Source organism: Burkholderia sp. FERM BP-3421, assembly GCF_028657905.1.
Taxonomy (GTDB): domain Bacteria; phylum Pseudomonadota; class Gammaproteobacteria; order Burkholderiales; family Burkholderiaceae; genus Burkholderia.
Genome location: NZ_CP117779.1, coordinates 121,035 through 133,179, shown reverse-complemented (window position 1 = coordinate 133,179; position 12,145 = coordinate 121,035). Strand labels below are relative to the sequence as shown.

Here is a 12,145-nt window from a genome sequence, read left to right as displayed (position 1 = left end):
CGGCGAGGCGCAGCTCGCACGCTTACCGCAAGGTTTCAGCGATTCCTTTCGGACCTACGAGATCTTTGACATTCGCTTCCGGCCAACCCGAAGCGAAAGCAACGCCGCAGTCGCGCCAGGTCGTACTGGATCAATATGCGGCCCAAGGAACGCGCCTCTACCTTTACTTCTCTCCACGAGTACCTCGAATTCGGCCGCCGGGCAGACAAGGCGGCCGCAACGCGCGACTGGCTCGTGGGGGCGTTCGTGGGCGCCGCGCGCAAGCGCCACGACTTCGCGACCGCCCGCCTGCTCGCGCTGCGCCCGGGCGTGCCGGCCAGCACGCCGCGCGCGGCCGGCGGCCCAACGCCTGCTGAGCGCGGCGACCCGGTGCCAGCTGCCGCCGCCGGCGGATCGACGCCGCCGGCAACGGTGCACGTGACGCTGCGCATCGCGCCGAAGCGACCGGGCGGCCGCGGTCAGGTCCGCGCGTTGGAGCGCGTTGAGCGAGAAGTGCTGGCCGACTTCGCCCGCACGCCGACGCGCGAGCACGCCACGGCACCGACGCGCTCGACCGGACCGTCGACGACCTGATGGTCACCATTGCGCTGATCGCGGAGCAGCAGCGCTGCGTATCGGAAAGCGAGGCTTGGGCGGACGTTGAGGGCTCACGCTGGACCTGGTAGCCCACGCATGGATCCGCATCCACACGCCGTCCGAAACATCGGCAAACTTGCAGTTTGCATAGTGCTTCCTAGTATCCTAATCGGCGTGAACGCGACGAAGGAGATCCAGCGCGTCTGTGTCGAGGCGCGGGCGGCCGACGACCAGGTCAAGCTTGAACGGGATGGCGGTGTTGCATTAGAGACGCCCCAGACTCTCGCGGCCGATGCGATCGCGCAGGCCCGCGACCGCAAGTGATCAGGTATAGGGGAACCGCGCAATGGCACAAGTTCGGACGCACCCGGCCGGGTACGAGTCGCTCGCAGCTGCGATTACTGACGGTCTTGGCGCTGCGCGACGCACACGGCACATTAAGCACGTACGCCCAGCAACCGATCCAAAGCCGAACTGTCACGATGCCGTCGACGCTTGGACAGTCACCCACCCAGGCACCCAGCCCCGTGCGCGGGTGGCTTGCCATCGAGCTGGAGGATGCCTCGCTGCGCCTGATCGCACATTCGGTCGTGCGCAATCCCGACGGCACGCTGATCGATCCGACCTACGCTCATGGTGAGCCGGCATAGGGTCGTCATCGATCGTGGGCTGCGCTCAAGGGTGAGGGACGCCTTCTTCGAGTGGCGCCGATCGCAAGGCGCGACCATTGTTTCGGAGCCACCGGAGAGCGGAGGTTTCGGGACTGAGATTGTCTTCTCTCAAGTGCCCTTGGAGTTTTTGAGCGTTCTCGACTCAGCGGGTATCCCATACCGAATCGAATAGCGGAAAAGAGCATGCGATATGTTGTGGTTGCTGGCGAGCACATGAATAAAGCGTCCGAAGCGGTGGTCGCATTGGAGCAAAAGGTCAACGAGGCAATCCAGGAGGGTGCGGTGCCGGTCGGCGGTATTAGCGTCGTCTGCGGTCGCTCGTCCCGCAACTTCGGTCTACAAGGATATCAAGCCTTTCAGGCCGTGATCTTCGAGAAATAGGAAAATGGACATGGAGCTTGCGAAGTCCGAACACAAGCCAGTCGAAGGCGTCTTGTCCGAGGCGAAAGGCCCCTGGGGCACGTGGACGACGCTTGGCATTCCGTTCGAGCGTGCTGGGCGCCTGTGGGCTATCCACCAGGAGATTGGCAGCAAGAGCTTGTGGCCGCTGTGGAACGTCCCGGACGTTGAGACGGGTCGAAAGATGCCTCGCGTTGCAGGACCGCACCCCGATGCCGCCCGCGCTGCGGCCATCGTCGAGGTCGATGACGCAGGACCAGCAAAGATTAAGGCCGCTGCCCGTGCTAGCGGCGTGAGTGGGAAGAGCAATTCGGCTGGCTACCGCGCTCACGAATAGGAAAGCACTCGAAAGAACCCTTGGATGAAGCTCGTTTCCGTGTGGTTCTCAATTGGACGGTCTGTTCTACTGCTCACTCGGCAACCACTCGTATAAGGAGCCTTGAAATGGTGAGCAAGTTCGACAAGATTTTCGTGACCGGTATGTTCCTCGCGCTTGCGGCGCTGGCGATCATGGCGAATACACAGTGCTCCGCGTGGTTGAGGGGGGCGCTGTTCGGTTAGCGGAATATCTCCGACAGGAAGCGCCGGTTTCGCCGGCGCAAGGGAAAACGACATGTTCGAAATTTGGGCGACCGAGGCGGACGGTAAGCGCGTCTTGGTGCGCGACGACGTTGCAGAGGGGAACTTGGCCCGTGCGCTGGTCAACGGGATGGCACGCGGCTGTCTCTCGACACGCTCCTGTGCGGCGACATAATGGTAGCGCATGGGGATTACGCGCTTTATCGCGGGCATGATATCGCTGCGGCAGTTGACGCTTTCAACGACCTTGATCACACACCTCGCGATCGCGGCTGTAATCGAGATCGGCGCGAAATTCGATAACTGAGCTAACGGATAAGTGAGACGATCCAATGAATAAGATAGTAACCTTGATCGTATGTACGGTATGTGGTTTGCCCTGTTTAGGCATCTTGGTCAGCGCGTATTTGGCGCAGTGGGAAGTGTCGTCGTGGACTCTGTTCTGGTCATGGATCGGCGTAGCACTCGCGACGGCGGGCCTTGCGATGAGCGTGCTGCTGCCGCCCAGTGAATGACGGATAGGAAAACGCCGGCCGGGCCGGCAGAAGGAAAAAATGAAATACAAAATTACGGTATCGCTCTTTCATCTGTCCGGGTTCGCATTCTCATTGGTCTGCTTCGGGCTGGTTACCGGTTTTGCAATCGCGAACCACACACACCCCATTTGGCCGCTCGTCCTCACGGCGATAGGCCTTGCCATCGCGAGTGCTAGTGTCGTGATGACATCGAAGCTCACGTCCGACTAACGGGACGGAAAACGACATGGACAGCGTTTCGAAGGCGGCTCAAGCTCTCACGGTTCAGCTCGGCTACGCCGAAGCATTAACTTACGCGCGGCACCTTCGACTCGTCCGCCTAGTGGACTATGAGCGCACGCCCAAGACGCTGACGAGGCGCACGGCATGGTGCCCGAGGGCGAGAAGATTTTGAAGCAACTGGAGCGCGCGGGTTTCCGCGCTTAAACCCTGGATTGAATCTGAAAACGCGAGCGGTCCCTCCCGCTGTCCATCCAAGAGCACTGACCCCGTGAAAAAGATCGATACCTTCCTCGTCACCTATGGCGTGGCGCCCTACCTGATCTTTTGGGCGGCCTTTCACGTGAACCCGCTCCACCCGATGCTAATGCTGCTCGAGTTTGCCGTGATGCTCTATCCCCTGGCCTACGTCGAAACCTTGGTTCACGAGGTGGGGCATGTCGTGGCCGGATTTGTCTACGGCGTTCCTATAACCGAGATCCGCGTTGGCGGTGGGCCAGTCGTGACGCTCTGGAAGAGTCAGCGCACCACCGTCAAGGCTGGTCCCTACCCCGGCATCGGGCACGTGGATTTCCGAATGCTGCCGCTTTCGCGTCGCGCCCGGATCGTAATGTATGCCAGCGGAGTCGGCGCCACGCGCCGTTGCACTGCCGGCAGGATGGTTCCTGATCCCGGCAGACATGATGTGGTTGCGGATCGAAATGATGCTGTTATTTCGTTTCGCGATCCTGGGCAATCTGCTTCTCCGCGCGCCCGAAGGAAAGGACGTATGGAGCGACGGGGACGCAATCCGAGGCCTTGTCCGATATGGTCTCTGAACGGGTACGGTTCACCAACTTGAGCGCGGACGACAAGCCAGCATTGTCGAGCCCCACCTGCCCCAAGACCGGCCCAGTCGCGGCATGGAGGGCACTGCAACCCGAGGTGCAACATGCCGAATGATTGGCGTGGGTGGGAGGTGTCCGCCCTGATGCTGTGGCTACTGCTAGCTCAATTGCGCAGCTGCAGCCTTTGACCCGCGATGGCACGACATCTGCCGCCGAACACCGCCGTCGGCTGTGTGACTAAGGCCTATCGTGGCCATCCAGATGGCTGGGTCAACTTCAGCCCACCCCACCGCTGTCCGGGGTGGGATACTCAAGTTGATCCTCTCGCATCTCGCAAACCCGTACTCAGAACCAAGTCTAGCCAAGGCATAGAGGCTCAGACGCAAGCTACCGGCTCGGGCGCATCGCTCATCGACTTATCTCCCAGATACGATCGGACTTTTGCCAGACAGGTCCAATCCTGTCCCAGAAATTCTGGGACTTCCTCTTCGCGCTAAAGACGATGTTGGAGATCTGCTGGGACTTTAAGTGGGCGAGGTCTCCACACATTTCCGCGCAACCTACTCCAATCCAGTATATAAGGCGAAAACTGCGATTCCATCGACTCGCCACGAGCTACCGTTGGGTTGATCCGCCACGCAGTCTTACCGACGTCACCGTGGCGTTGATACGTATCAACGCCACGGTATCCGGCACCGACCAAGTTACAAGCGACCGGGCCTTTGAGGCTGCCTCGTTGATACGTATCAACGCTCGATTGCAGGAAAGCTCGTCGGAGGCAACGTCCAGAGAGTGGCAGATGATTCATCGCATCAGCGTCAGAACACAGGCCCGCTGCAGGCCAGGTGCCGGGACCCACACCGTGGATAGCTGGCGGTTCCTAATCCACTCCAATGCGTAAGGCCTACACAAAACGCTCGGCCGCTCACGCTCGCTCCCTTCAGAGGACCGTTGATACGTATCAACGCCACGGTATCCGGCACCGACCAAGTTACAAGCGACCGGGCCTTTGAGGCTGCCTCGTTGATACGTATCAACGCTCGATTGCAGGAAAGCTCGTCGGAGGCAACGTCCAGAGAGTGGCAGATGATTCATCGCATCAGCGTCAGAACACAGGCCCGCTGCAGGCCAGGTGCCGGGACCCACACCGTGGATAGCTGGCGGTTCCTAATCCACTCCAATGCGTAAGGCCTACACAAAACGCTCGGCCGCTCACGCTCGCTCCCTTCAGAGGACCGTTGATACGTATCAACGCCACGGTATCCGGCACCGACCAAGTTACAAGCGACCGGGCCTTTGAGGCTGCCTCGTTGATACGTATCAACGCTCGATTGCAGGAAAGCTCGTCGGAGGCAACGTCCAGAGAGTGGCAGATGATTCATCGCATCAGCGTCAGAACACAGGCCCGCTGCAGGCCAGGTGCCGGGACCCACACCGTGGATAGCTGGCGGTTCCTAATCCACTCCAATGCGTAAGGCCTACACAAAACGCTCGGCCGCTCACGCTCGCTCCCTTCGGAGGACCGTTGATACGTATCAACGCAATGGATGGCTAGAACTGGAGGCAAAGCTCAAGGCTCAGTTGGACGTTGATACGTATCAACCATCGCGGGGAGCCCCAGACGACGTTGGAGACTCTATGTACCGGCGCATGAAAATGAGTGCAATCCGTTTGGTAGCCAAAAAATCCTTGAAATTTATTATCCGCACCTTATGATTGATGAAAATCGTGAGGAACGGGTCTATGACAGCAAAAATGATTGCAATCGCCAACCAAAAGGGCGGTGTTGGGAAATCCACTGTGGCCGTCAACGTTGCGAGCGAAATCGCGAATCGTGGCTTCAGTGTCCTGGGGGTCGATGCCGATCCACAAAACACGCTTCTTCAGTGGAGCGCAGCGGCCGGTGAAGGAGAGGAGGGGCTGCCATTTCCCGTGGCAAATCTCGCGGCAGCCGGCAAGATGATTCACCGCGAAATCAAGAAGTACATCGATGCTTACGATTTCATCGTCATTGACTGCCCTCCTTCGGTAGAGGACGCAAGACCCGCGGTAGTTTTGATGATCGCCGACCTGGTTGTCATGCCAACTTCGTCGTCTCCCACCGACTTCTGGTCGAGTCGTGGGTTCATCCAGCTAGTTGAGCAAGCCCGGGTAACTAACGACGCATTGGAAGCCGTATGGCTGCTGAACAAGGCGAAGCCAAAGCGACTCTTGACGAAAGCGCTCACGAAGGCAATCGCCGATACCGGAATACCAGTGCTGAAAAAAAATCTCAGCGACAGAGAGTCGTTCAAGCAAGCAGCAGCATATGGCGTCGCTGTATCGGCGCTTTCCGACCGGGGGGCTCGTGCGGCACGAGACGAAATTCGAGAAATAACCGATGAGATCCTCACAATCCTGGGCGTCTCGCGCGTGAAGGAGGGCGCAGTATGAGCATGAAGAGCCGACGCAGTCTCGACGCGGGTTTCAACGTTGCGGTGCCCTCGAAGCACACCGCAATTGATCGCTTTGCCGCAGTTGACGCAATCGTTGGAGACAAGCAGCCTCCACCAATGCATACCGAAATCAGCGTGCTTCCCCCTGAAGAGGTCGCTCTCAATCTCGTTGCTGGTTCCGAGGCCTATCGCAAGTGGTGTTCCGCGAACAACTACAAGCCTGGCACCCCAATTGAATTGCCACTCAACGAAGTAAAGGCGAGTCCTTTCAATCCTCGTCACTTCTACCGGGCGCAGTCCATTACTTCACTTGCGCTCAACATCGCGACCCAGGGCCAACAACAGCCGATACATGTCACCCCTGACTACGCGAAAGGCAACGGCTTCTTCATTGTTGACGGCGGCCGGCGCACGCGTGCGCTACGAGAATCGAAAGAAGACCACGTCAAGGCAATAGTGGTGGACGTTCCTCAAGGCATCGAAAGCTATAAGCTCGGCTACGACCTCAACACGCAGCACGAAACACAAACGGTGTTCGATGACGCCGTCGTTTGGAAGCGCATGTTGACCGAGGGCCTTTTCGCAAGTCAATCTGCGCTGAGTGAGCAACTCGGGGTCGACAAATCAACCGTTACCGCAACACTATCGGTCGCAGAACTCCCCGACGCCTTGATTGAGCAAATGCTTGAGCAACCCAAGTCGTTCGGAATGAACATGGCCTATGCCGTTGTTAAGTACTTCCGAGCAACGGGCGAGAAGGCGACAACGCAACTAGTCCGCAGAATTCTCGACGAAGGGCTTGGGGTGCGGAAAGTCAACGATCTCGTCAAACGGGCGTCTGAGGCTAACTCGGCATCGGCACCGAACAGGCAGCGGTACTCGGAGCGAGTCGACATCAATATGCATGGCGGCGTGAAGGTTGGTGACCTCCGACTTTACGGAGACGACAGACTGCGCCTCGAACTTCAGGGACTACCCCGGGACCTTCGCGATCGCATTCAACGAAACATCGTTGCGATCCTTGCCGAAGAAATGAAAGAGCCCGACTCGCTCGATCTCGGACCGCACGGCAGCTAAATCGGGACCCGCAGGACGGATAGTTCATACGCTGTCCTGCGTACACACTCCGCAGTCCTACGGACCAAAGCGCCAACGGGCACCGCCCGCGCCGCGCTTCGCGCGTAATGGTCCCCAGCTACGCAGCGGCAGCCGCTTCGCCCAGATCGAGGCGGCTTTGCGGATTCTGGACAAACTGGAAATCTAGTGAATTTACAGCGCGGCCGAGTTTCACCGGCGTCCAGGAGATAACAAGATCCGCTTTTGCGTTGAGCTCATTTACCGCGGTCTCAATCACACGCCGCTTGATGTCGGCAAAGCGGTATGTCGGCGGGATTTCCAGGACGTGTCGGAAATCCTCCAATGTGATCAGCAGACGGCCTCGATCTCGCTCCCGCATGAGCAACTCGAGTAGCCGCCACGAATAGAGCGACTGCAGGCCGCGCGCAAACTCAAGTTGGTACGACACAAACCGCCTTTGCAGCATGAAAATATGCGGCGTCAAATCTGGCGAAAACGAGACCTCTGCCCATCCTTCCCGCTCGTGGTATACCGCCTTCCAAACCCAGTTCAAGACTACCTTCTTCGGGCCGTCCATGTATGTGAGTTGTCTCTTCTGGAGGCTTGCGCACCCTTCCTTCAATCCTTCATACGCCGCTGTCGCCTGTTTTTCACCCGACCGTGGAGCGAGCGCCGCAAGAGCAGCGAATTCATCCGCACGCACTCGAACGCTCACATAGCCGCTACCCTTGCTATGGAGATATGGGGACTTCTTGCTATCTATGCATCGGAGAGCGGCCATCATCACTCTCTTTTCGTTGAGAGTCAGGCCTTGCTGCGCGTTCACCAGCGCGCGGCTCATCGCAACCGTGCCTTTGACACGGCCGTCCCCGTCCAGAGGCGGCTCCTCGGACGGCGCGATCAGGAGAGGTTCAATCTCGACAATCTCAACCTGCGCCGGTTCCGGCTGCTTCTTTGCCGCTTTTCTCACGAAGGTGACCTTCAAGGGGAAGTGTCATAATTATAAGGTGACATTCACAGGGTGCAAGTCACCGTTGTGGATAACGGTCGGGAAACGTCACTCCCAGCCCGGGATACGTCCACTCAAGGTCGGAATACGTCACTCCGGGGTCGGATCATGTCACATCTTGAAGACTGTGACTTCCCTGAAACCCTCGCCCGATAAGGGTCTCAGCCGAGCGGCCCGACGTTTACAAAGGTGTTTACAAACGGTTCTACAATCTGTTTTACAAATGCAGAATCTTAGAGATGTTGTCTCGTCACAACAAAACCGCCCGGCTGGCCCACGTATGGCCGCTCGATCACAACACAACGGTGACGTAATCCGACCCGAACCGCGCTTTCCCCTTGGGAAAGGCGGCGCGAGCCCTGATAGAGAGTTTAAAAGGTGACGCTTTCCGACCCGGCCAAGCGAAAGCAGGCTGAGCACTTACTCACTTTCGTTGGCAAACCACTTTGTATTTAGGTAGCGGATCCGTCTGGGTCGGAATAAGTCACCTTTTCGTGCGTCTTCCTGGCAGGTCGGAATAAGTCACCCAGGCCGGGTAGGTGGTTCTTGGGTCGGATTACGTCATATCTCAACTGCAGCCCCGCCCCAGGTCGGAAAACGTCACCTTTGAACGTTCAAGCTATGGGTCGGAAAACGTCACCCTTTCCGATGGCGCAGCGGAGCCCGGAAAATGTCACCTTTTGGCTTCCAAACTTCGGTCTCAAAAAGTGGCGATCAAGTAGGGTCTAGGTCGGGAAAAGTCACCTTTGCGGCTCCTCGCCCGGGTCACGTCACCTTTCGGATTTTTGCGAGGTCGGAATTTGTCATTGTTCGGGCCGATCCAAACTTGGTACGGGCTCAGAGAGCCCGCGGCAGCAGTCTATCCATCGGGTCGGAATATGTCACCGCCGCAACGAATGGGGACCTAGGTGTGAAGCGTCAAGAGGTTGTTTCTCGATACGGGAAGTCTGGCCATCGGCGCAACGCCGCCGATGGCGCTATGAGTACGATGCCAGTTGTAGTGATGCTGCCAACTCGCCAGGGCTTCGACGCGATGGGCTGAGCTTTGGTACGTCCATGCGTAGGCCCACTCACGTAACGCTGACTGGATGAAGCGTTCGGCCTTGCCGTTGGTCTGAGGACGGTACGCCCGTGTAAATTTGTGCCGGATCCCCAGTTCCTGACAGGTCCGAGCAAACTCATGTGAACGGAACGCCGAACCGTTGTCGGTTAGCAATCGGCGCACACGCACGCCAAGTCCAGCGTACCAAGCCACGGCATCGCGCAGGAATTTCACGGCACTCCCTTTCGTCTCGTCTGGATGCATTGCTGTGTAGGCAATCCGGGCATGGTCGTCCACGGCGACGAACAGATACTCCCAGCCAACACCATCGACCGTATCGCGCCGATTGCCGGTCACACGATGGCCAGGACGCGCGATACGGCCGAGCTTCTTGATGTCGATGTGCAGCAAGTCGCCCGGTGCCTCGTGTTCGTAACGCTGAACCGGCTCTCTTGGTTGCAGGTCGCTCAACCGGGACAGTCCGGCACGCGCCAGCACCCGACTGACGGTCGAGGCCGACACGCCCACCTGTCGAGCGATCTGACGTTGCAGCAAGCGCTGCTGGCGCAACTCCACGATCAACAAGGCAGTCGCCGGGTCAATGGAGCGTGGAGAGCGAGCCGGTCTCGATGAGGCGTCTGCCAGCGCGAGTGCGCCGCCGACCAGATAGCGCCCAAGCCATTTGTGTACCGTCGGTGCTGTCACGCCATGATCGACTGCGGCTTGCGGCACGCTCGAACCGGATTCGGTGATCTCCTGAACCATCTCAAGTCGACGCGCGAAAGTGAGTCGGGCATTCTTATGGGTGTTCATCCGGCTGGGTTCCTGGAAGGTTGGGTGTTTGGCGACTTCCAGTCTCCCAGACTCAGTCCGGATGAACCATCGATACAACCTATTGAAGCTTCACACCTAGGTCGGAAAAAGTCACTTTTCTCTGGGTCGCCGAATGTGTCCACGACTTGTCGGTCCTATCGCCGTATAGTCCTGCGCAGGCCCTAAAAGCTAGTGAAAAACAGAGGGCATTTCGATAAATCCCCCGCAACCGGTTGAGCGCGGGGGACTTGGTGTGTGCCGAGTACTGCCGACGCGAAAAGGTCCCTGAAATCGCGGCTCTTTTCCGGCGCGAGGTTGCCGCCCCGGCTGTTTCAATTGACCCGGACCAATTGGAACTCCCTGATGCGTTTCCCGAAAATCCTTCGCCGTAGCAAGAAGCAGGTCGCGCTGTCGCCAGCGCCCGGCCATTTCTCTAACGACGACCCCGAGCAGGTGATCTTCGATCAGGGGACGCGCCTGCGCGTCGAAGCCAATCACTGGAAGACCTTCTGCTTTGTCCTCGCGATCATTGCAGCGGGCGCCGTCTACACTCGCCAACCGCCGCCCTCTGTGGTGAAAGCCTATGGTATCTCCTCGGACGCTGGCGGCAATCCTCTCGTCAAGCAGCTAGCCGCGTACAAGCCGGATGACCAGGCCAAGCGCACTGCGATCAAAGAGGACGTGGAGCACTGGTTCACCGTCGAGCCGGTCTTGACCGACGACATTCGCACGTCTCGTCTCGCCAAGAACATCAATTCCGTGAAAGGAAAGATGGTCGGCAATGCCCGGAACCAGTTCGCCGCGTGGTTGAGCGAGGACCGCCCATTCGAGCAAATCACGACGAATCCCAAACTGGTTCGTGAGCCGCTGGTGACGAACGTGTCGTTGCTTGACGACTCGACCGTCGTTGTCGAGCTGACAACGGCGACGAGGCAATCCCCTGCGGACAAGCCGGTGGAGGTGCGCTACGCCTTGACGCTCCGCTATCAAATCATTCCCCCGTCGGCAGATGACGTTGTTCTCAGCACGAACCCGTACGGCCTCTACTACGCGTTCTTCACCTTGCAGAAAACTGGCGCATGACCCGCACACGTTCCGTCTTCACCTGGGGCGCGCTCGCGCTGATTGCGGCGTCGACCAACACCTTTGCCGCGAAAAGTACGGCTGGCGCGATCTCACCGATTCCCAATTTCGACGTCGGCAGCATCCTCGGTGACGTAATGAGTCCGGTGAATCCGTACAACTCCGGCGCTGATCCGATCACGATGCCCGGCGACGCGCGCGTCGCCGTGTTCTCCTACAGCCGCGACCAGATCTACCGCGTGATGACAGCGCCGCTCAAGAACACGACGATCGAGCTCGAGCGTGGCGAGAACCTCGTCAGCGATCCCGCAATGGGCGATTCGATCCAGTGGATCATCGATACAGACGGTGCCAACCACGTCTACATCAAGCCCACAAAGCCGGGCCTAGTCAACACGCTTCACCTGAGTACGAACAAGCGGGAGTACGAGTTCACCTTGGTTTCGTCACCGTTGGGTGGTCTGTTCTATCAAAACGTTCGCTTCAACTACCCGAACTCGATCATGGCGAAGGTGCGCGCGCGTGCCGGCGCAGGCGCCGAGGACCGGGAAGCGGACTACGCAGCTCAATCCGACTCGGGACCGATTGGCGTATCGCCGGACAAGCTGAACTTCGACTACAGCGTGTCGGGCACCGGGTCGCTCAAGCCGGAGACGGTCTTCGATGACGGCACCTTCATCTGGATCCGGTTGCCTCAGCATACGCCGTTTGCTGTTCCGACAATCAAGGACGGCGGCGACATCATCAGTCCGAACTTCATCCGGCGGGGTCCGTACATCGTCATTCAGCGACTGGCGGACGAGGTCAAGCTCACCCGCCCTGGCGAGCAGGTGACCATCGCCCGCGGCCGCCGCGGTCTGTTCGGATTCTGAGGTAGGA

12 protein-coding genes are annotated in these 12,145 nt (G+C 58.8%); 9 read left to right on the top strand and 3 right to left on the bottom strand.

Features of this window, described 5'->3' with window-relative positions:
- Window positions 1–135 precede the first annotated feature (135 nt).
- The 4 genes from Bsp3421_RS00610 (at window position 136) to Bsp3421_RS00595 (ending at window position 1,628) form a co-directional block, all read left to right on the top strand.
- Window positions 136–573: a hypothetical protein gene (locus Bsp3421_RS00610; protein WP_273994917.1), complete on the top strand. Its 438-nt coding sequence runs from the start codon at window positions 136–138 to the stop codon at window positions 571–573.
- A gap of 177 nt (window positions 574–750) precedes the next feature.
- Window positions 751–900: a hypothetical protein gene (locus Bsp3421_RS00605; RefSeq protein ID WP_273994916.1), complete on the top strand. Its 150-nt coding sequence runs from the start codon at window positions 751–753 to the stop codon at window positions 898–900.
- 158 nt (window positions 901–1,058) lie between these two features.
- Window positions 1,059–1,226, top strand: coding sequence for a hypothetical protein (locus Bsp3421_RS00600; RefSeq protein WP_273994915.1), 168 nt, complete (start codon window positions 1,059–1,061; stop codon window positions 1,224–1,226).
- Window positions 1,227–1,430: 204 nt separating this feature from the next.
- Window positions 1,431–1,628, top strand: coding sequence for a hypothetical protein (locus Bsp3421_RS00595; RefSeq protein WP_273994914.1), 198 nt, complete (start codon window positions 1,431–1,433; stop codon window positions 1,626–1,628).
- A gap of 345 nt (window positions 1,629–1,973) precedes the next feature.
- On the opposite strand, the gene Bsp3421_RS00590 is transcribed toward Bsp3421_RS00595, so the two are convergent.
- On the bottom strand, window positions 1,974–2,480 hold the full coding sequence (locus Bsp3421_RS00590) for a hypothetical protein (protein ID WP_273994913.1): 507 nt from the start codon (window positions 2,478–2,480) through the stop codon (window positions 1,974–1,976).
- A gap of 771 nt (window positions 2,481–3,251) precedes the next feature.
- Here Bsp3421_RS00590 and Bsp3421_RS00585 point away from each other — a divergent pair.
- The 3 genes from Bsp3421_RS00585 to Bsp3421_RS00575 all read left to right on the top strand — a co-directional run bounded on the left by Bsp3421_RS00585 (window position 3,252) and on the right by Bsp3421_RS00575 (window position 7,319).
- Window positions 3,252–3,821 (top strand): hypothetical protein, encoded by a 570-nt coding sequence (locus Bsp3421_RS00585; protein WP_273994912.1) that lies wholly within the window; start codon window positions 3,252–3,254, stop codon window positions 3,819–3,821.
- A 1,729-nt stretch (window positions 3,822–5,550) separates the two neighbouring features.
- A complete protein-coding gene (gene parA, locus Bsp3421_RS00580; protein WP_273994911.1) occupies window positions 5,551–6,240 on the top strand; it encodes a ParA family partition ATPase in 690 nt (229 codons plus the stop codon).
- Complete coding sequence (locus Bsp3421_RS00575) at window positions 6,237–7,319, top strand: ParB/RepB/Spo0J family partition protein (protein ID WP_273994909.1); 1,083 nt, start codon at window positions 6,237–6,239, stop codon at window positions 7,317–7,319. Before parA ends, Bsp3421_RS00575 begins: the two co-directional genes overlap by 4 nt.
- A 118-nt stretch (window positions 7,320–7,437) precedes the next feature.
- Here the strand turns inward: Bsp3421_RS00575 and Bsp3421_RS00570 are convergent, their stop codons facing one another.
- Window positions 7,438–8,304 (bottom strand): replication initiation protein, encoded by an 867-nt coding sequence (locus Bsp3421_RS00570; RefSeq protein WP_273994908.1) that lies wholly within the window; start codon window positions 8,302–8,304, stop codon window positions 7,438–7,440.
- A gap of 928 nt (window positions 8,305–9,232) precedes the next feature.
- A complete protein-coding gene (locus tag Bsp3421_RS00565; RefSeq protein WP_273994907.1) occupies window positions 9,233–10,183 on the bottom strand; it encodes an IS481 family transposase in 951 nt (316 codons plus the stop codon).
- Between the two features lie 363 nt (window positions 10,184–10,546).
- Between Bsp3421_RS00565 and Bsp3421_RS00560 the strand changes: the two genes are divergently transcribed.
- Complete coding sequence (locus Bsp3421_RS00560) at window positions 10,547–11,266, top strand: type IV secretion system protein (protein WP_273994906.1); 720 nt, start codon at window positions 10,547–10,549, stop codon at window positions 11,264–11,266.
- Window positions 11,263–12,138 carry a TrbG/VirB9 family P-type conjugative transfer protein gene (locus Bsp3421_RS00555; RefSeq protein WP_273994904.1) on the top strand — a complete coding sequence of 292 codons (876 nt, stop codon included), beginning with the start codon at window positions 11,263–11,265 and terminating at the stop codon, window positions 12,136–12,138. Before Bsp3421_RS00560 ends, Bsp3421_RS00555 begins: the two co-directional genes overlap by 4 nt.
- The last annotated feature ends 7 nt before the right edge of the window (window positions 12,139–12,145 follow it).

What these genes read in the sequence shown, in the direction of transcription:
- Bsp3421_RS00610 (WP_273994917.1), top strand. Translation starts at nt 136, where the DNA reads ATGCGGCCCAAGGAACGCGCCTCTACCTTTACTTCTCTCCACGAGTAC.
- Bsp3421_RS00600 (WP_273994915.1), top strand. Translation starts at nt 1,059, where the DNA reads ATGCCGTCGACGCTTGGACAGTCACCCACCCAGGCACCCAGCCCCGTG.
- Bsp3421_RS00595 (WP_273994914.1), top strand. Translation starts at nt 1,431, where the DNA reads ATGCGATATGTTGTGGTTGCTGGCGAGCACATGAATAAAGCGTCCGAA.
- parA (WP_273994911.1), top strand. Translation starts at nt 5,551, where the DNA reads ATGACAGCAAAAATGATTGCAATCGCCAACCAAAAGGGCGGTGTTGGG.
- Bsp3421_RS00575 (WP_273994909.1), top strand. Translation starts at nt 6,237, where the DNA reads ATGAGCATGAAGAGCCGACGCAGTCTCGACGCGGGTTTCAACGTTGCG.
- Bsp3421_RS00565 (WP_273994907.1), bottom strand. Translation starts at nt 10,183, where the DNA reads ATGAACACCCATAAGAATGCCCGACTCACTTTCGCGCGTCGACTTGAG.
- Bsp3421_RS00560 (WP_273994906.1), top strand. Translation starts at nt 10,547, where the DNA reads ATGCGTTTCCCGAAAATCCTTCGCCGTAGCAAGAAGCAGGTCGCGCTG.
- Bsp3421_RS00555 (WP_273994904.1), top strand. Translation starts at nt 11,263, where the DNA reads ATGACCCGCACACGTTCCGTCTTCACCTGGGGCGCGCTCGCGCTGATT.